Source organism: Neobacillus rhizosphaerae, assembly GCF_937468385.1.
Lineage (GTDB): Bacteria > Bacillota > Bacilli > Bacillales > Cytobacillaceae > Neobacillus > Neobacillus rhizosphaerae.
On the sequence record NZ_CALBWS010000025.1, the window covers coordinates 12,117 to 31,781 of the forward strand.

Consider the following 19,665-nt stretch of genomic DNA (forward strand, 5'->3'; position numbering starts at 1 on the left):
AATAACTTCCTGAGCATGTCATCCATGCTCATTTATAGGGTGTTATTTTGTCAGGGATTTCATTCTGCCAGAAACGACCAAACCATGTTCATATCAACTGATTTTTTATATGGTCAATAAATTTTTTTCTTGTATAAAACTGACCAATGGATAATTCCATTACCTGCTTAAATTTCACATGATCATGATAAGATTTTTCACGAATCATTCTATTCCATTCCCGAAAAATATCGGCTGGATAGGCCAAAGCATATAAAAATGCTTCTTCGTGCAAATGCTTTCGAACTTGCTTAAGACTCGAGAGCCTTTCGAAGGACCAGTCGATATATGGAAGAATCCGGTTCGCATATTGTAAAAAATCCAATGAAGGGATACCAATACTGATTAAGTCAAAATCAATTAAATGTAATTTCCCCTCCTTATCACGTAAAAAATTATGATGGGCCACGTCACCATGAAGGATGACAAACGGTTCTCTGAGAAAAAACCGACGATTTTTTTCCATACCCTCTAGCGACCAATTCGCCCATGTCAACATTTCCGAGATAAACGGTTCATTCATAAAATATTTAAGAAAGGGAAGATTATTAGAAAAAAGGTAGAACCGCTCCGTCCATTTTTCTAATAATTGACCTTTTGGGAGTAATCTTCGATAGCGCACTTCAAACGAGGATGTAATCTGGTGAAATTGATTGAGAAGCTCAATCCCTTCCTGGCGATTTTTTTGTGTATGGAAGGAAAAACCTGTTTTATTAGGAGGAATGTACTCGATACAGCCAAAGTAGATTCCTTCAAAAAAAAGCTCCTCTTTAACGGCCGGAGTTAAAAACAAATACGTCTTTGTAAAACCTTCTTTTCTAAGTGTGTCTGTAAAGGCTTCTTGGAGTCTAAGTCTTCGATTGGTATGATACCCTTTAATAATGTAAGTATTTTTATCCGTTTTTAGAAAAAAAACAGACTTTCGAATCGGGACCAGCTGGATGATTTTTTCATAAAACTGCGACTGAAAATAAGAGAGGAGACGATCAAGATAATCATCGTCTCCCTTTCTGTTCATTGACGGGTTAATCGCTTTCATCACGGTATCCTGGCATACCATATGAACTTGTTCCAACCGGTCCCAAACCATATGGATTCATATAGGGAGGCTGGGCAGCATTGGCAGGTCCTGTATATGGAGCACTGTAGATTGGCGGGGTTGGCGGTACAAAGTTTGGTGTGACAGCGTTAGGAACCGCTTCAGCAAATGGCATCATCCCCGTTGTTGGCGCTGGTCCGCAGCCACAGTCGACCATAGTACCCGTTCCTACCGGGAGTTCCTGAGCCTGGTAGCCTTGCATGTATGGCATTTGTGCAGGTACTGCTTGCGTAGCCTCAAAGTCCGTTACACCCATAGATTGTGGTACCGGGCCGTTCATTTGTGGGTAACCGTATGGCATTTGACCATATGGTGATTGCCTCATACCGTATGGTTCTCCCATTGCCGGAGCCTCATACATTGCTCCATGCATTCCTGGTGCTGCCTGTGTGAATTCAGCTGGATTTTGAGCTGTCGGAAAGCCTCTAGGTGCTGCTTGTTGGTATCCTGCTGGATAACCGGCGGGCATCTGGCTGTAACCTGTCGGCATCTGACCATAGGGCGCTGGCATTTCTCCATAGCCTCCTGGCATCTGACCGTAGGACGCCGGCATTTCCCCGTAGCCTCCTGGCATCTGACCATAGACCCCCGGCATTTCCCCATAGCCTCCTGGCATCTGACCGTGGGCCGCCGGCATTTCTCCGTAGCCTCCTGGCATTTGACCATAGGACGCTGGCATTTCCCCGTAGCCTCCTGGCATTTGACCGTGGGCCGCCGGCATTTGACCATAGGCCGCTGGCATTTCTCCGTAGCCTCCTGGCATTTGACCGTAGGCCGCCGGCATTTCTCCATAGCCTCCTGGCATTTGACCATAGGCCGCTGGCATTTGACCGTGGGACGCCGGCATCTGACCGTAGCCTCCTGGCATTTGACCGTAGGCCGCTGGGTCCATGTATGGTGTTTGTGCCCCCATACCTGCTCCCGTGTGATATGCTGGGTTCATCATAGGCATTTGCGGCATAAAGGATGATGATTCATCTTGAAAATAGTGTCCTGGCATTACTGGTGCACCCATCATTGTTGGAGCAACGCCTGGCATTACTGGTCCACCCGTCATTGCTGGAGCAACGCCTGGCATTACTGGTCCACCCGTCATTGTTGGAGCAACGCCTGGCATTACTGGCATTCCGCCAGAAATTGGGGCAACTCCTGGAGTACCATGTATCATTCCAGGTGTTGGTGCAAAAGCCACACCTTGTACTTGTGGATAAGGCATCATTGGCTGCACTGGGTAACCGCCATATGGCGGACAAAATCCAGGTCCTGGCATTACTGGTGTAACTGGAACACAATAATCAAATACAGGTGCTTCCTGAACTGGCAGTGGTGCTGGAATAGGCACTTCTTTGATTGGAATTTCTTTTTTGGGAATTTCTTTCTTCGGTACCTCTTTTACTTCAGGAAGTATGTTGGCAGGTTTAGGTGGAAGATTTGGCTGGACGGTCATATTTGTCATGTTCGACATATAATAATTGTTAATATCAATTTCTGGGACTACTTGTAGAGGCATTTTAGGAGTGTAGGGTGCTTTTGGTGCTTCTTTTATGATTGGCTGTTCTTTTTTGATTGGCTGTTCTTTTTTGATTGGCTGTTCTTTAACAATTGGCACTTCCTTTTTCGGTACTTCCTTCATTGGCACTGGCTTCTCTTTGGCAAACGGATGCTCAGCAATGGGAACTTCTTTTTTTGCTCCTATATTGATTGACCCTTCTTTTTTAACGGTTCCACTTGTGGTTGGGACCTTTATTTTCATACCGGGCATAATCATATCAGGGTTGCTGAGCTGTGAATTCATCTTTTTCAGCTCTTCAAAATTCACGCCGTACTTCTTGGCGATCTTCCAAAGAGTATCCCCTTTCTGTACGATATGGATCTTCACTCTGATTTCCCTCCTATGGCATAAGTCCATATAGTGTATGTGAAAATGGGCAAAGTGCTAACATTCTTCAGAAAAACTTATGCTAATTTTTGAAAAAATATGAATCCCCTTTTGATTTTATATTAAAACAGATTCGCATATATATATAATTTTTCGCTGCAAATTTAAGTTCCTCAGATATTTTCTACTATTTCGCAGATAACTATCTATTAGACAAAAAAAGATACAATCGATTAAATTGCATCTTTTTTACTCTTATTATCTCAACTTTCGCAGAGTGAAATTAGTAAATAAACCTTGATATAACTAGGAAGGCCATAAATCCACTGAGCAACTTGACTTTGAATTAACTTTTTGATTTTCTTATACGTCTGTTTTAGAGTATCTTGAAGAAGCTCGATTAACGGTTGCAATCAGACTGGATTTTGCCTTTTTACCCAAGACCTGTCCGAATACGACCGGGATTCAGACAGGTTTTCACTTTTTGGCCCTCGACCCAGAAGGGATTTATCCGAATCTCTTTTGGAAATTCCACTAAGATGGTGGATGTTGTTCGACTTGGGGAGAATATTGTTGAAATCACAAAGCAATATAAAATGGCGAATTTATGCTAGAATAAAACAACAGATTAAATCAGGAGGTACCCTATGACTGAGCAAAAAAAAATTTTAGGTGAGGAAAGGAGGTCTTTCATATTACAACTGCTAAAAGACAACCTTAAACCACTAACGGGTAGCGAACTAGCAACTAGAACGAATGTAAGTAGACAAGTCATTGTCGGGGATATTACACTGCTTAAAGCAAGAAATGAACCGATTATCGCAACGAGTCAAGGCTATGTGTACTTAAAGCAAAACACCGGCACTCCTACAATCGAAAGGACAATTGCCTGCCGACATACACCTATGGACACAGAGAAAGAACTTAATTTGCTAGTTGACCATGGTGTACTGGTGAAGGATGTAAAAATTGAACACTCGGTTTACGGCGATTTGACGGCATCGATCATGGTTTCGAATCGCCAAGAGGTGAAACAATTCTTGGAAAACATTCAAAAATCAAAAGCCTCGTTATTATCAGAGTTAACAGATGGCATCCATCTTCATACCATTTCAGCATCGAACACAAAAGTATTAGATAAAGCGGAAGCAGCCTTAAGGGATGAAGGCTTTTTGATTGAATAGTAAAAGCGGAAACGCCCGCTGGAGCTGGACAATTCTCAAAGTCGAATGATATAAATTCTAAAATCTATACAAAAGGACCCGACATGACTGGGTCCTTTTCTTTTACACCATAGCCGATGAGTAGCTGCCTAGTATTTTCACACCGCAGCCCAATGCCTCAAGCTCTGCGATCGCCCCAGGTATCAACACCTCATCGAGCTTCATTTCTAAGTCAATGATGAAAAAGTAATTACCAATCCCTGTTTTCATTGGCCTTGATTCAATTTTTGACAGGTTTATTTTTCGCCAAGCAAAAGCAGATAACACTTGGTGGAGAGCTCCGGCCATGTCAGAAGGTAGTGTAACCATGAGCGTTGTTTTGTAATGGGAGGAACCGGTGATAGATTCAAAATCCAGGTTCATTTCTGATAGCACGAAAAAGCTTGTATGGTTATAATGGAAATCATGAATATCTTTTTGGACAATATCCAGCCCATACTCCTCCGCCGCCAATTCATTTGCAATCGCTGCTGCATTCGTTTCGGGATGCTCCATCACCAACTTCGCCGCTGCCGCTGTTGATGACACACTCTCAATTGGCACCCCTTTATAACGAGTATGTAAGAACTTGTGGCACTGAGCAATGGCATGAGAATGGCTATATACCCGGCTTACCTTCTGCCAATTGTCCTTATTAGCTGGGTGTACCAACAAATGCTGCTTGATTGGGAGCGTGATTTCCCCAACGATCGGAATTTGCACCACATGGGTTAAATAATCAAGTGTAATATTCACGGAGCCTTCAAGAGCATTTTCGACAGGAACTACTGCAAGGTCTACTTCTTTATTCACTATTGCATCTATACTTTCAGGAATCGTTTGATACGGCTCAAGCTCGTATCCTGGAAAGACCTTTTTTACCGCAAGTTCGGTAAATGTTGCTTTTGGTCCTAAAAAACCGACTTTCATTCCTTCTCCACTCCTCTTTTATTGTAAAAAGAAAGCTGAGAACAGCTCTACATAATGAACAAACTGTTCACTATGCACCTGTTCCCAGCACTTCTACCTTCTCTACGAATTCAAGCTTTTTAAGTTCTGTCAGTAAATGATCAATTTCCACCGTCATATTCGAAGTGTTTAAGGATAGTGTCACATTTGCTCTGCCTTGCAATGGAATCGTTTGGTGGATGGTTAACACATTACCACCAGACGCAGCAACAACACTTAACAAATTAGACAGTGTACCCGAGCGATCCTCCAAATGAAAGAAAAGCGATATCAATTTTTCCTTCTTAATCGTTGAAAAAGGAAAAACAGTGTCTCTGTATTTATAATAGGCACTTCTGCTTAAATCAACCTTCTGAGTAGCAACGGCAATCGATTCTGCCTTGCCTCGTTCCAACATATCTTTCACTTCAATGGTTTTCAGCATCGCTTCTGGCAAAACATCCTCACGAACCAAATAAAACTTTTTATCAACGTTGTCCATTTTTATCTACCTACCTCAATCTCATCCGAAACCTTACTCAATCTCATCCGAAATCTTACTCAATAAATTCAAATTCGAATTCCAATAATTTCACGATATCTCCGTCTGTAGCTCCTCTTTGTCTTAGAGCATCATCAACTCCAAGCCCGCGTAGCTGGCGTGAGAAACGACGGACAGATTCTTCTCTTGAAAAGTCTGTCATCTTAAATAGCTTTTCAACTTTTTCACCCGAAACAACAAACGATCCATCTGGTTCTCTTGTAATCGTGAACGCTTCTGGATCAGCCTCATGCTTGTAAAGTACACGATGGATGCCGGTTTCCTCTTCTTCATGTTCAAGCGGGAATTCCGGTGTTTCCTCAATCTTATCCGCTACCGCATACAATAACTCACGAAGCCCTTTTCTTGTCACTGCAGAGATTGGAAAAATCGGATAATCCTCATTAAGCTGCTCTTTAAACTTTTGCAAGTTTTCCTCGGCATCCGGCATATCCATCTTATTAGCAACAATAATTTGCGGCCGCTCGGTCAAGCGTAGATTATACTCTTTCAATTCCTTATTAATGGTTAGGAAATCCTCAAACGGATCTCTGCCTTCCATTGCCGCCATATCAATCACATGGACAATGACTCTTGTCCGTTCAATATGCCGTAAAAATTGATGGCCTAGACCAACGCCTTCACTTGCCCCTTCAATTAACCCTGGAAGGTCGGCCATTACAAAACTTCGGCCATCCTCTGTTTCTACCATGCCAAGATTGGGAACAATCGTAGTAAAATGATATTCAGCAATCTTTGGCTTTGCTGAAGAAACAACTGACAACAGGGTCGACTTCCCAACACTCGGGAAACCTACAAGACCAACATCAGCTAGCAGCTTTAATTCAAGGATGACATCACGATCTTGACCAGGCTCACCGTTTTCAGACAACTCTGGAGCTGGATTTGCCGGAGTAGCAAAGCGAGAATTTCCTCGGCCGCCGCGGCCACCCTTTGCAATAATCGCCTGTTGTCCATGCTCCACTAAATCAGCAATCACTTCTTGAGTATTCGCATCAATAACAACTGTACCAGGGGGAACCTTGACGATCATATCCTTTGAATTTTTACCGTGCTGATTTTTGGACATACCATGCTCACCACGCGGCGCCTTGAAATGGCGCTGATAACGGAAATCCATTAACGTCCTTAGGCCTTCTGCTACTTCAAAAACAACATTGGCACCCTTACCACCATCGCCTCCGGCCGGACCACCCTTTGGAACATATTTTTCACGACGAAACGCGACCATACCATTGCCGCCGTCGCCGCCTTTTACATAAATTTTGACTTGATCGACAAACATCTTATTCCTCCCATATGCACTAGGAATCAACTGATGAATCGGAGTTATACCATTACTATAAAACTGGCATAAACACTTCTAGTGCGAGTTCACTTTCGGTGAATTCCTTGACCAGCAAATCCAAGGATTGATTTTGGTCAGTAAGGAATTCATCAAGTAGTTCCTTGTGTTTTATTATTCCGCTAAAATCAAAAAAGAAACGAACACCCTCTGATTGCGGTTCAATTGTAATGGATAAATGATTTTCTTGAAATACCTCGATAGCCCTATTCAAGCATGAAAAAAATGACTTCGCCCAAACTGTCAAAACTAGATCATCAATCTTGATGGAATCTGAGTCAAGAAGGACTTCATATTCCAGCTTAAAGAAGGGATTTTCCCAGTTGGATTTTAATACCAGCGAAGCAAACAAAGGTATATGTAAATTAGTTAGCCTTGTCTCATGCTGTGCTTCGATCACAATTTCATCAATGACTGCCTTTGCCCGGTCGATTCGATTTAAATCCAGGTTCCCCTTTATTAACTGCAGTCTGTTTAACCAGTCATGTCGTGAGTGGCGCAGCACTTCCACGATATCCCATTCTTTCCCCATACGTACACTCCCACATTAAAGTGTCGGAACACTGTTTGCTGTTAGTATATCAAAAAAAGAAACATGAGTAAGCTTATTTTTTCCGCATTAGCAGGCAGTAATTCCCCCATCATCATAAATTGCTTAAATTGAAGAAATACTAGGTGGAGAAAAAACTGCCGATAAAAGCCCAATTTAGTTCAACTAACAATCAGTTGGGGATGGAAGAAAATCTCCACTGATTGTTAGTTGAACTGTATACGAATGAACTGTCATTAGAGGCAAAAAGAAGCTTTTACGAAGTAGTTTTCCCTGAAGATTATTACGGAAGGTTTACTTTCGTTAGAAAAAAGAAAACTCTAACCAAACAGGTTAGAGTTTCCAAATGATGTAATCCTTAAGCTTCTTGAGCTACTGGATAAACGCTCACTTTTTTACGGTCACGACCTAAACGTTCGAATTTAACAACGCCGTCGATTTTTGCAAAAAGAGTATCGTCTCCGCCACGGCCAACGTTCTCACCTGGGTAAATCTTTGTACCGCGTTGACGGTAAAGGATTGAACCACCAGTAACGAATTGACCGTCTGCACGCTTAGCACCAAGGCGCTTTGCGATAGAGTCACGTCCGTTCTTTGTAGAACCTACTCCTTTTTTAGATGCAAACAACTGAAGATCTAATTTTAATAACATTTATTCCACCTCCTGCTTTTTGAAGGTAATTTTTATGTGCTTTCCGTACTCTTCTTCAATCGATCGTAATGAAACTGCCATAGCTTCAAGGATCAGCTGAACTTTCTCATGAACGTCATCAGGAAGTTCTTCCGGGACAACGCAGCGGAGAAATCCATCTACCCTATGTTCAATGTCGGGAGTGACACCAGTCAGTTCGTGCACCGCGTTGATCGCCCCAACAGAGACAGCAGACACGCCTGCACAAATGATATCCTTCCCCCGATCAGCGAATAAAGCATGACCGCTCATTTCAAAAGACTGAATTATTCCGGACTCCGTACGATTAATCGTAATTTCTATCATCTATGTTTCAACACCTTATGCGTTGATTTTTTCGATGACTACTTTAGTGTAAGGTTGACGATGACCTTGCTTCTTATGATAGTTTTTCTTCGCTTTGTACTTAAAAACAGTGATTTTCTTTTGACGGCCTTGTTTTTCAACAGTAGCTGTAACTGTAGCGCCTGCAACAACAGGGCTGCCTACTTTTACATTTTCACCGCCAACGAAAAGAACCTTGTCAAAAGTAACTGTTTCACCAGCTTCAACATTTAATTTTTCAATGTAGATAGCTTGGCCTTCTTCGACTTTAAGTTGTTTACCGCCAGTTTCGATAATTGCGTACATGAACTGCACCTCCTTATAAACTCAGACTCGCCATACACAGGCGCTTATGCCAAAAGCAAAAGACTTACTACCTGTTCTGTGCGGTTGTAGCACGGGTGCTACAAACATAACATTAGAATACTAACATAATTTAAGCAAGAGTGTCAATAGCTTTTAGGGAGATATCCTGGTCATCTCCAAATTGTTTCAGGACATAATACGGTTTAGCAGATACGTGGATGGAAAAATATATTTTTACATGCAGCAGGTCTTCTAATACTTCTCTATAAGCTTCATTTTCACCTAGAAGTGCCTCTTTCACCTCTTTAGTTGTCTCTACAAGGATAGCCTCGAATTCACCATGACGGTGCTCTAACAGCTCTCGTTCAAGCCGGAATGCCATCGTTTCAGGACTTAGAATACGACCTGTACCGTCACAAACAGGACATTTCACTTGGAGAGCCTCTGACAGTGTGACCTTTGTCCTTTTTCTGGTCAGTTGCAAGATACCCAATGGTGTAAAACCTATGATTTTCGTTCTTTTCTCATCTCTCGCTAATTCGGTTTCGACCGTGTCAAGAATCGTTTGCTTGTCCTGAACGCGTGCCATATCGATAAAATCAATCAAAACAATACCGCCAATATCTCGAAGACGAAGCTGCTTGACGATTTCCTTGGCGGCAAGCTGATTTGTTTTTAATACCGTATCCTGATAATCGGCCTTTCCAGAAAACTTCCCTGTATTTACATCAATGATTGTCAATGCTTCTGCTTCATCAAAAATAAGATAGGCCCCTTGGTCGAGCCAGACAATCCGCTTGAGGGCTTTTTCAATTTCATGCTCCACCTGGTTTGCTGAAAAAATATTCACTTTTCCGTTATAATAGCTGTGCTTAACTTTGGAATTGACCTGCTCTAGCATTTTTTTTACAGCTAGATCATCGACGATTACTTCACCAGACTTCATTTTTAGAACACCATCGAGAATCATTTCTAAAAATGTATCTTTTTGAAAAATTAATCCGGGCTTTTTTAAGAAACCCGCTTTCTGTTTTAGTTCTTGGTAATGTTGTCTTAATGATTGCAGCTCTTCCTGAATTTCTTCCTCAGTATTAGAAATACTAGAAGTACGAAAAATGATCCCCTCTTCTTCCATTTTGAGACGATTGCCTAGGCGGCGGAGCATCGCCTTTTGCGCATCATCGGCAATTTTCTTCGATACAGCCACATAACGTCCATTGGGCATATAAATAAGATTGTTTCCCTGAATTTCAATAATACCCGTCACCTTTGGTCCCTTTGTGCCGGTTGCATCCTTGTCCACCTGTACGTGCATTTTTTCGCCTTGATGAACAAATGAGGTGATGTTTTTTTGTTTTTCGGAGGAAAGCACATAAGATGGTAGGACATCGCGGTGCAAATAGGCATTTTTCTCCTCGCCAATATCGATGAAAACAGCATTCATCCCCGGTAAAACTTTTGTAACTGTTCCAAAATAAATATTTCCGACCAGTGATCGATGTTCTGGTCGGTCAAAAACGATCTGTTCCACACGGTTATCTCTTAAATAAGCAAATCGCTTCTCCCGTGCCGTGTAATTGACAATTAATGTTTCCAAACCAAGCGTCCTCACTTTTTTCTAAGTTACCAATAGTATAACCTTTTAATACGAAAAAAGAAGGTCGCTGATTTTATCGGTTAAACGCTTTTCGGTAAAATAGGCATGCAGCAGTTCATTTTCATCCAACTGTCCTTTTTCCTTGCCGTCTGATTTAACGATAATCGGATGCTTACAGCCGCGTTGAAATTTTTCTAACACATTGATGAGTAAATCCTGTTCATTCGCCTGGATTGGCTTTAATGTCTGCAGGCTCGATTTTTTTCCATAATATCGTTCCAATAAGAATCTCATAAAAATAAAGCGACGCTGCTTCCATTCGTGGTAAAGCGAGAAGAATAAGAAGGCAATTACGAACCATACATTAAGGTGCAATGGAGCAGCCAGTAAAATTATCACTGAAAAAAAACCTAGACTAAAAAAAGAAATGAGTAAGGTTTGGTGGTGCGCACGAGGAAAGGAATTTTTTAATGAGAGCAGTAAGAAAACTAGCTTTCCTCCATCAAGCGGCCAAACCGGAAACAGATTGAACACAAAAATCATCGCGTTATAACTAATAAATAAGAGAAATAAATCTTTCGGAATGAGGTGAAGAGTAAATAATATAAAGGCTAAAGCCACCATCCACACATGCTGCAGCGGTCCAGCAAGTACGACAATCGTTTCCTCTTTTAAGGGGCGATTACCATGCTCATCCATTTCGGCAACCCCTCCAAAGGGCAGCAGGGTGATTTTTTTAATTCTCCATGAAAAAAAAGAAGCCGCAACAGCATGCCCCATTTCATGAATAAAAATGATTCCAATCAACATGCAGACTTCAAGGAAATGTGCTGTAGCAATCGATAGAGCTATGATGATCCACAGCAATGGATGGATATATATGAGTCTTAGTAACTGGATAGCTCTATTCAAAGCGGATCACCTGGATTGGGTCGATGAAATCATTGTCTTTTTTAATCGCAAAATAATACTTGCCCTTTGTTTTATCCTCACCAGTTGATGTTGAAACCGTACCAACTACTGTTCTTTTTTCGATATAATCATATAATTTGACTTTAATTTCCTCTAAATTCCCATACCATGTTTCCGTTCCATCAGAATGCTGGACCATGACGGTTTTCCCAAAGCCTTCTTTTACCCCGGCAAACAGGACATTTCCGCCATTAATCGCTTGGACAGCAGCCCCTTTATTGGTTTCAATCATGATGCCTTGGCCATTTTTCTCGAAATTTTCAAGGATTTTTCCCATCGCCGGTACGGAAAATCCTTTTGGCCCTTGCTCTTTTTTACCTGTCTTGTTATCTTCTGAAAAAGGCAAAAGAGCGAGCGGCTTACCAAACTTATTCTCATACCATTCCGTAACGACAGCAAACTTAAAATCCTTATCCATCGTATTCTGGACGAAGCCACGCGCCGGATCAAGAGTGGCAGAATGATTGCGAAACAAAATAGCTACGAGTAGAAATAAGAGCCCCGATGCCAAAATTTTAAAAAAGAATACCTCTTTTTTAAACAATGGATGTCCCTCTTCACCGTTAGTGCTTCCTGAAGCTGTAATCGGATTAAAGCCGTATTTTTCGTCATCACCATGCCAAGTAAATTCGTGTTTTGGACTTTTTGCCTGAGTACCCTGGTCTTTCTTTCTCTTAGCTATTCGTCGCCGTATCTCCTCAGGTGTAGACCGCGCCATACCATCAACCCTTTTCCCACTTTTTGTACAAGTCTATGAAGGAAAATGGGAGAGTATGACTTATCATTTGGCTTCTAGTTAAAAAAAGTTTGGAAATCCGATGAATTTCAGGTGTGTTTTGGAGGATTGCTTGGGTTTTGTCTATTTTTTATTACCATTTGTTTAATTAGACTATTATTTTCAAAAAACAGACAAAAAAAGGCCTGTCCACGGTTTAAATGGGCAGGCTGCTGAATTAACGAACACCAAAGAACTTTTTAATTTTTGTTAAAACACCTTTGTTTGCATCCTCAAGCGGCTGTAGCGGGATGGATTCACCGAGAATCCGTCTGGCAATATTGCGGTAAGCGATGGATGCTTTGCTGTTTGGATTTAAAGCAATCGGTTCACCGTGGTTAGAAGCTCTAATTACCTCTTCATCATCGGCAACAATGCCAATCAACTCGATGGATAAATGGAGAGTAATTTCGTCAATATCGAGCATGTCACCGCTCTTCATCATATGATTTCGGATTCGGTTGACCACTAATTTAGGCGCTTCCATATTCCTTTGTTTTTCAAGCAAACCAATAATTCGGTCGGCGTCGCGAACTGCTGAAACCTCAGGAGTCGTGACGACAATGGCTTTATCTGCCCCGGCAACCGCATTTTGGAATCCCTGTTCAATACCAGCAGGGCAATCAATAATAATATAATCATAGTCTTGCTTTAACTCCGTGATTAGTTCCTTCATTTGCTCTGGCTTAACGGCCGATTTATCAACTGTTTGTGCGGCCGGAAGTAAATATAATAACCCATCAAACCGTTTGTCCTTGACCAATGCTTGATGTATTTTGCATCTTTTTTCCACAACATCAACGAGATCATAAATGATTCTGTTTTCAAGCCCCATTACGACATCTAAATTTCGAAGGCCGATGTCCGTGTCCACTAAGCAGACTTTTTTTCCTTGAAGGGCCAGAGACGTGCCAATATTAGCAGAAGTTGTGGTCTTACCAACGCCGCCCTTACCGGATGTTACTACTATTGCTTCTCCCACTTTAATGTCCCCCTTCGAATCTATTTAAATTAGGTCTTAATTTGAATAAAACTTGTAATCTATCGATATTGATTTGACGGCTCTCATCTATGTAAGCACATTCCATTTCGCGCTTTTCGTTACTTTTTATTGTATCTGGTGCCCGATTTAGGCAATCGCTGATTCGCAGCTGTGATGGTTTCATACTAGAAGCGGCAATGACTGCCAGCTCATTTCCGAAGCAGCCTGCATGGGCAATCCCTTTTAAAACACCCATAATGAAAATATTACCACCCGCAATTACTCTCCCACCCGGATTGACATCGCCAATTAGCAATAAATCACCAGGTACTTCAAGTACTTGTCCTGAACGTATAATTCTAGAAACGGTCATCACCTCGGTTTCGGCCTTTAACCGTACTGCTTCTTCCAATGTGATGACATTTGATTCAATATCGTCAACTACTAAATTCTTCTTTTGTCGAATTAAGCTCTTCAGTTCTTCACGCTGGCCTTCAGTTAAATACCTGTTGCCAATCTCCACTTTAACAGTGATTAAGTGACGTTCTTCCTGTGTTCTGGAATTGGCGGACAGCTTTTGATCTAGTTCTTTTTTTAGTTCCTCATAAGAACAACTATCATCAAGATGAAGGACAAGACCTTCCTTCGTACCTTTTATTGTAACATTTTGCCGATTTTTCATGGAGAAATTTCACCTCATAATTAAAAAACAATTTCGGAACAAGCCAATTTTTCCTTCTAAAAAAGGTAATTTATAAGCCCTATTACTTATTCCGAATCGAAAGTACAGACGTCTTTTTAGAAATTCGACATGATGCGTCCATTCTCCTCTTTTTTTAAAAGAAAATCAGGCTCCAAGGGGGTAGTTCAGAAGGCAAAGATTGAATGGAATAGATCATTCATCTCTCAATGCCTCGGCATGTTTTTCAAATTGTCGTTTAAGCGGATAGCCCACAATGATGATAAAAGCAGCATTAAAGATAAGGGTTGGATAAAAACGCAAATTAATAAAGCTCATAAAATCGAGGGTCGTTACATGAATTAATCGATACATTTCATAAACGCCGACTTCTAATAATGCAATCCCGAAAAGGGAAACGAGGAAGGCAATAAATATATTTGCCTGCATGGTCTGCATTATTTTGGACACAAGGTAGGTAATAAGTGGAAATAAGAAAAAGTATATACCGATAATTTCGATATAGACAATATCAAATAATAGTCCAAAAATGGCTGCATAGATGATTCCTTGCTTCTTTCCAACAAAAATGGTTAGAAAAAGCAGGGCGGCAAACAGAAAATGTGGAGCCACGATTCGATTACGACCAAAAAGACCTGCAGGAAGGTATTGAACAAAAAGACTTTCTAATAAAAACAAAAACAGAAACAAAAGAGGAAGAAGGAATTTTTTCACGATCCCTCCTCCTTCCCACCTGTTAAATCTTTTTCATCTGGCTGTCGCATGATTTTTTTTGTGACAATTACACTCTTGATATCGTAAAAATCTGCCCCAGGTTTCACTAGTGCTGTCAGATTCAATCCATACTGATCCGGTTTAACTTCGACAACCTTTCCGATCGGTAACCCTTTAGGAAAGACATCGCTTAACCCGGAGGTGATGACCATTTGCCCTTTTTCTATATTCGAACCTGAAGGAATAGCCTTTATCATCAATAATTTTTTCTCATTATCGTAACCTTCAACAAGGCCGTATACATCGTCCTTGCCCTGGACGATGGCGGAAATCCGGTTTTTCGGGTCCGTTGAACTCAAAAGCTGCACGGTTGAACTGAATTGTGTCACACTCTTTACTTTTCCAACTAGGCCATTTGCTGTAACAACAGCCATATTTTTTTTGATGCCGTTTAATTTACCTTTGTCGATAATAATCATTTCATGCCAACGATCAGGATTTCTACCAATCACAGTTGCTGGTAGTGGTTCGTAATCTCTCAGGGTCTTTTCTTCACCGAGAATATCTCGCAGATCTTTATTGTCTTTTTTCAACTCTTGAACTTGTGCTTCAAGGCTGACAAGATTCTCAAGCCGCGATTTTAATTCCTTATTCTCTTCATATGTATTTTGTAAGTCCTGGAGATTTTCAAAAAAGCCTGCCACATAGTTGGTCGGCTTTGAAACCAGGGATTGAACCCAGCCGGTTGTATCTTTGACAAATTGCTCCGGCCAGGATAGTTTACTTCTCTCCCTTAAAGAAAACCCAATCAATGCCACGAGAACAATAATGCTGACAAGCAAAATAATCAGACGTTTATTCAAAAAGAACTGTGGCATGATTATACACCTCTATTTTTCTAATAAATAAAAAAGTTTAAGTCTTTGAACTTGGATAACTGTCCATCTCCAGCGACCAGCGACAAGTATACTTCGCTCTTCTCCCTACGAGAAGTCAACATCGAATCGCTATCGCTCTCCGTGTTTCCTTTAGCTAATCAGAATTTATTTCCTGAATTCTGAACGCATAAATTCAACTACGCCTCTGTCTGCGCCTAACGGCTTGCCAGTCGGCGAGTTTACATTTATCTCAGTCGAAGCGCTGCAGTCCAAACGTCACTAAACGGTCGCTTCCGCTTTTCTGATTTAACGTGAATCTTTCGATTTATTTTTAAATAAGTGAATATGTTCTAACGCTTTTCCGGTTCCAATTGCCACGCAATCGAGCGGGTTTTCGGCAATCAGGACTGGCATTTTTGTTTCTTCACTAATAACCTTGTCCAAATTCCTGAGTAATGCACCCCCGCCAGTTAACACAATCCCGCGGTCCATAATATCGGCCGCAAGTTCGGGCGGTGTTTTTTCCAATGTATTCTTGACGGCTTCGACAATCGCATAAACTGTGTCATTTAAGGCCACAGCAATCTCTTTTGCCGTTATTTCAATCGTTTTTGGCAGACCTGTTAATAAATCACGGCCGCGAATCTCCATATTGTCGATGCCATCTGGAGTACCTGCAGACCCGATTTCCATTTTGATGGTTTCTGCTGTTCGCTCCCCGATCATCAAATTATAATTTTTACGGATATAAGATATGACCGAATCGTCCATTTCATCGCCGGCAACGCGAATCGATTGGCTTGTTACAATTCCTCCTAAGGAGATGATGGCCACTTCGGTCGTACCGCCGCCAACATCAACGACCATACTGCCGGTCGGCTCCCATACAGGAAGGTTAGCGCCAATGGCTGCAGCAAATGGCTCTTCAATCGTATAAGCATCCTTTGCCCCTGCTTGTCTGGTGGCATCAATAACCGCTCTTTCCTCTACCGCAGTTATGCCTGAAGGTACACAAACCATAACATATGGCTTCCCGGAGAAAGGGTTATTACTTTTCTGTGCCTGACGAATATGGTGCTTCATCATCGAAGCTGTTATTTCAAAGTCAGCGATAACGCCATCCTTCATCGGCCGCATTGCCACGACATTTCCCGGTGTCCGTCCAATCATATTTTTCGCGTCATTTCCAACCGCGACGATACTTTTCGTATCTGTCTGCATGGCCACAACAGATGGCTCTCGTAAAACAATTCCTTTTCCTTTTACATAGACGAGGGTATTAGCTGTCCCTAAATCAATTCCAAGATCTCTTGCTCTAATTCCAAACATAGTGTTGTATCTCCCTTTCATTCTGATACGAAATGCAAAAACTCCATTAGGCAGGTAATCACCTTTTATATCATGTCTATTTTTTATTTTATTTATATAGCTAAAACCTAAATGATCCTAAAATTCATAACCAATATTATATCGTACCGTCAAATAAAATCATAGTGTCATAAATACCCTTTTTCCTTCAAACTGACAAACTTATTTTCACCGATAATAAGATGGTCCAGCAAGTCAATACCAATTATTTTCCCACATTCGACCAGCCGCTTGGTGACCTCGATGTCTTCGCGACTCGGTGCGGGATCGCCACTGGGATGATTATGTGCGGCAATAACGGAGGCAGCAGAGCGCTTTAAAGCTTCGCGGAACACCTCCCTTGGGTGGACAATCGAGGCATTTAGGCTGCCGATGAAAACAGTTTGTTTATGAATGATCTGGTTCTTTGTGTTTAAATAAAGGCAGACAAAATGCTCTTGTGACAAAAAGCGCATATCGTTCATGAGATACTTGGCTCCGTCTTCAGGGGAACGGATGACATAGCGATCATTAAAGTTAAGATTGGCAATCCTCCTGCCAATTTCGACGGCAGCAAGAATTTGTATTGCCTTTGCCGAACCAATTCCTTTTATTTCAGTTATTTCTTCTAATGATGCGGTTTTTAACTGCCTTAATCCTTCAAAATGGGTCAGCAGACGATTCGATAATTGCAGGACCGATTCGTCTTTTGTTCCGGTTCGAAGCAGAATGGCAATCAGTTCATGATTAGATAAGCTTTGCGGGCCATGTTGAATAAACCGCTCCCGGGGCCTTTCGTCTTGTGGAAAATCACGGATCATCAATGTATTTGTGGACACTTTTTTTCCTCCCTGTTTACCGGGAGATAATGAACTTTTAAAAATGTTAATACGGCAACTGGTAGCCTAGCCGTTTCAATTCCCGTACAGTCCTTGCAACAGGCAGACCGACAACCGCAAAATAGTCTCCATTTATTTTTTTGACAAGCATACTTCCAAGCTGTTGAATCCCATATGCACCTGCTTTATCAAGCGGTTCACCACTTTTCACATATGCACGTATCTCCTCGTCCGTTAACTCCCAAAACCAAACTTCAGTTTTTTCAAAAAACTTAGTTGAATTAGTTGGAGACACAATCGAAACACCAGTAAACACATCATGTTGCTTACCTGAAAGAGTTGTTAACATACTTATGGCTTCTGCCTCATCAGCTGGCTTTCCTAAGATTCGGCTATTCGCAACCACAATCGTGTCTGAGCCAATCACAAAAGCTTGACTGTTTTCTTTAAAAACTGCCTGTGCTTTACGGTCGGCTAACTCCATCACTACTTCCTCTGGGGAGAGGGTTGGATTAAAGCTTTCATCAACATCACTGCTTGAAATTGCGAATGTTAAGTGGAGATTTTCTAGAAGTTCTTTGCGCCGTGGAGAAGAAGAGGCTAATATGAGGTTCTGCATTCAATCACCTTACCTTTTACTTTCGTATTGGGAGATACAAGTTAATCCTATCAGAAATTGTAGAAGCAAACAATTTTTATATAATTAAAGTTTGATGAAATTTGTAAATCTATGCGGAATTTCTCTTATTTTGCAAATAAAAAGAGCCTGCCCTATTTGAACAGGCTAAATGCTGTGATTCATTTCCCGGAAAATATCGAAGGGTGTCGATATTGATTACAACGAATAATATAAGGATAGGAAGTTTAATAAATGCTGTTGGGCTTCAGCAAGACTCTTTGTGTCTTTCGATTTTTGGAAAACCTTTACTTTTTCATCCACACTAGTTAATTCTGTCTGCAGCGCCTTAACTTTCTCAGTTTTAATTGTACTTTTCTTCAATTGTTCCTCAAAGGAAACTATCGCTTTGCTTGATTCTTCAGAGATTCCCTTGGTGAGAAGGGCATCCGTAGTAGCAACAGAAAGCGTCTGATAAATGTCTAGTACCGCTTCAAGAAAGCTCTTTTCTTGTTTGGTGATATCAGAAATTTTCTTTTCCTCTAGTAATAGGGGCTTGGCAAATGCACCCTCAACCCCACTTTCTTTATTTTGGCTAGCTAAAGATTTAGCCATTTCAATCGAATCTGCTACACCAAGAAAGATATAATACTTGCCATTCATTTCAATAAATTGGGAAGGAATCCCTTTAGCAGCTAGCTGATTAGAAACTTCCTTAGCACCATCTTTTGATGTATAGTAGCCGCCTTGGATAACAAAGGTAGTAAATTGTTTGATCGTTGCTGTGGTTGTCTTACTGGCTGAAGCAGTGGTCTCTTTGCCTTTTTCTTCAACCACCTTTGGTTCAGTTGCTGCCTTATCACCTGACTCTGTTATCACCAACTTAAGCATAATAACACCAATCGTTAGACCAATAAGGATAGCGAATGTTGCCGAAATTAAAATGGAACCAACTGGTTGATGATTCTTTTTTATAAAATTAGTTGAAACTGAGGTCAATTTTTTGGGTTCATTTTTTTTCATTTTTTCATGGCTAACAACTTTGAATTCTTCTATGTCATTTTCGGAGGATTCCGGAATAATCCACTCAAAACTTTCATCGATAGATTCCTGGGCAACGGCTGTCTCCAAAAATCCATCCGCTTCCGGTACATTCCTATTAATTTTTATTACTTTGGAAACTGGTTTAATTCTAGCTTCTAACTCCCTCTTTTGCGGTTCTTCCTGAGATATTTTGTTTTCTCCATTTAATCTAATCTTAATTGTATGGCCTTTATTAGGCTTGTCCACTAATCGTACT

21 protein-coding genes, 1 pseudogene and 1 other annotated feature are annotated in these 19,665 nt (G+C 41.2%); of the genes and pseudogenes, 1 reads left to right on the forward strand and 21 read right to left on the reverse strand.

Features of this window, described 5'->3' with window-relative positions; all coding sequences use genetic code 11:
- Window positions 1-88 precede the first annotated feature (88 nt).
- The 3 genes and pseudogenes from M5A78_RS17140 to M5A78_RS25110 all read right to left on the reverse strand — a co-directional run.
- Window positions 89-1,078, reverse strand: a complete 990-nt coding sequence (locus M5A78_RS17140; RefSeq protein ID WP_248736503.1) for a phosphotransferase — start codon at window positions 1,076-1,078, stop codon at window positions 89-91.
- Window positions 1,065-3,017 carry a SafA/ExsA family spore coat assembly protein gene (safA, locus tag M5A78_RS17145; protein ID WP_248736504.1) on the reverse strand — a complete coding sequence of 651 codons (1,953 nt, stop codon included), beginning with the start codon at window positions 3,015-3,017 and terminating at the stop codon, window positions 1,065-1,067. The genes M5A78_RS17140 and safA overlap by 14 nt, the downstream gene beginning before the upstream one ends.
- A gap of 263 nt (window positions 3,018-3,280) precedes the next feature.
- A pseudogene (locus tag M5A78_RS25110) lies at window positions 3,281-3,430 on the reverse strand (IS4 family transposase); the annotation flags it as partial.
- 234 nt (window positions 3,431-3,664) lie between these two features.
- Here M5A78_RS25110 and M5A78_RS17150 point away from each other — a divergent pair.
- The gene (locus M5A78_RS17150) at window positions 3,665-4,201 is read left to right on the forward strand and encodes a transcription repressor NadR (RefSeq protein ID WP_248736505.1); all 537 of its coding nucleotides are present in this window, start codon (window positions 3,665-3,667) and stop codon (window positions 4,199-4,201) included.
- Between the two features lie 102 nt (window positions 4,202-4,303).
- On the opposite strand, the gene pheA is transcribed toward M5A78_RS17150, so the two are convergent.
- The 18 genes from pheA to M5A78_RS17240 all read right to left on the reverse strand — a co-directional run bounded on the left by pheA (window position 4,304) and on the right by M5A78_RS17240 (window position 19,655).
- Entirely contained in the window at window positions 4,304-5,149 is an 846-nt protein-coding gene (gene pheA / locus M5A78_RS17155) for a prephenate dehydratase (protein ID WP_248736506.1), read from the reverse strand.
- Window positions 5,150-5,219: 70 nt separating this feature from the next.
- Complete coding sequence (locus M5A78_RS17160) at window positions 5,220-5,669, reverse strand: ACT domain-containing protein (RefSeq protein WP_248736507.1); 450 nt, start codon at window positions 5,667-5,669, stop codon at window positions 5,220-5,222.
- A 55-nt stretch (window positions 5,670-5,724) separates the two neighbouring features.
- Complete coding sequence (gene obgE, locus M5A78_RS17165) at window positions 5,725-7,014, reverse strand: GTPase ObgE (protein ID WP_248736508.1); 1,290 nt, start codon at window positions 7,012-7,014, stop codon at window positions 5,725-5,727.
- Window positions 7,015-7,069: 55 nt separating this feature from the next.
- Entirely contained in the window at window positions 7,070-7,606 is a 537-nt protein-coding gene (locus tag M5A78_RS17170; RefSeq protein ID WP_248736509.1) for a Spo0B C-terminal domain-containing protein, read from the reverse strand.
- 376 nt (window positions 7,607-7,982) lie between these two features.
- Complete coding sequence (gene rpmA / locus M5A78_RS17175) at window positions 7,983-8,276, reverse strand: 50S ribosomal protein L27 (RefSeq protein ID WP_026572313.1); 294 nt, start codon at window positions 8,274-8,276, stop codon at window positions 7,983-7,985.
- On the reverse strand, window positions 8,277-8,621 hold the full coding sequence (locus M5A78_RS17180) for a ribosomal-processing cysteine protease Prp (RefSeq protein ID WP_248736510.1): 345 nt from the start codon (window positions 8,619-8,621) through the stop codon (window positions 8,277-8,279).
- Between the two features lie 15 nt (window positions 8,622-8,636).
- Window positions 8,637-8,945, reverse strand: a complete 309-nt coding sequence (gene rplU / locus M5A78_RS17185; RefSeq protein WP_248736511.1) for a 50S ribosomal protein L21 — start codon at window positions 8,943-8,945, stop codon at window positions 8,637-8,639.
- A 13-nt stretch (window positions 8,946-8,958) separates the two neighbouring features.
- Window positions 8,959-9,041: a sequence feature (ribosomal protein L21 leader region), on the reverse strand.
- Between the two features lie 34 nt (window positions 9,042-9,075).
- The gene (locus tag M5A78_RS17190; RefSeq protein WP_248736512.1) at window positions 9,076-10,542 is read right to left on the reverse strand and encodes an Rne/Rng family ribonuclease; all 1,467 of its coding nucleotides are present in this window, start codon (window positions 10,540-10,542) and stop codon (window positions 9,076-9,078) included.
- 45 nt (window positions 10,543-10,587) lie between these two features.
- Window positions 10,588-11,454 (reverse strand): M50 family metallopeptidase, encoded by an 867-nt coding sequence (locus M5A78_RS17195; protein WP_248736513.1) that lies wholly within the window; start codon window positions 11,452-11,454, stop codon window positions 10,588-10,590.
- Window positions 11,447-12,232: a M23 family metallopeptidase gene (locus M5A78_RS17200; protein WP_248736514.1), complete on the reverse strand. Its 786-nt coding sequence runs from the start codon at window positions 12,230-12,232 to the stop codon at window positions 11,447-11,449. Before M5A78_RS17200 ends, M5A78_RS17195 begins: the two co-directional genes overlap by 8 nt.
- A 235-nt stretch (window positions 12,233-12,467) precedes the next feature.
- Entirely contained in the window at window positions 12,468-13,271 is an 804-nt protein-coding gene (gene minD / locus M5A78_RS17205) for a septum site-determining protein MinD (RefSeq protein WP_248736515.1), read from the reverse strand.
- Between the two features lies 1 nt (window position 13,272).
- A complete protein-coding gene (minC, locus tag M5A78_RS17210) occupies window positions 13,273-13,953 on the reverse strand; it encodes a septum site-determining protein MinC (RefSeq protein ID WP_248736516.1) in 681 nt (226 codons plus the stop codon).
- Between the two features lie 213 nt (window positions 13,954-14,166).
- Window positions 14,167-14,685, reverse strand: a complete 519-nt coding sequence (gene mreD, locus M5A78_RS17215) for a rod shape-determining protein MreD (protein ID WP_248736517.1) — start codon at window positions 14,683-14,685, stop codon at window positions 14,167-14,169.
- A complete protein-coding gene (gene mreC / locus M5A78_RS17220; protein ID WP_248736518.1) occupies window positions 14,682-15,563 on the reverse strand; it encodes a rod shape-determining protein MreC in 882 nt (293 codons plus the stop codon). The genes mreD and mreC overlap by 4 nt, the downstream gene beginning before the upstream one ends.
- A gap of 306 nt (window positions 15,564-15,869) precedes the next feature.
- Window positions 15,870-16,892, reverse strand: a complete 1,023-nt coding sequence (locus M5A78_RS17225; RefSeq protein ID WP_319942311.1) for a rod shape-determining protein — start codon at window positions 16,890-16,892, stop codon at window positions 15,870-15,872.
- A 167-nt stretch (window positions 16,893-17,059) separates the two neighbouring features.
- Window positions 17,060-17,749, reverse strand: coding sequence for a RadC family protein (radC, locus tag M5A78_RS17230; RefSeq protein WP_319942312.1), 690 nt, complete (start codon window positions 17,747-17,749; stop codon window positions 17,060-17,062).
- Between the two features lie 46 nt (window positions 17,750-17,795).
- On the reverse strand, window positions 17,796-18,368 hold the full coding sequence (locus M5A78_RS17235) for a Maf family protein (protein WP_248736520.1): 573 nt from the start codon (window positions 18,366-18,368) through the stop codon (window positions 17,796-17,798).
- Window positions 18,369-18,584: 216 nt separating this feature from the next.
- Window positions 18,585-19,655: an SPOR domain-containing protein gene (locus tag M5A78_RS17240; RefSeq protein WP_248736521.1), complete on the reverse strand. Its 1,071-nt coding sequence runs from the start codon at window positions 19,653-19,655 to the stop codon at window positions 18,585-18,587.
- Window positions 19,656-19,665: the final 10 nt, after the last annotated feature.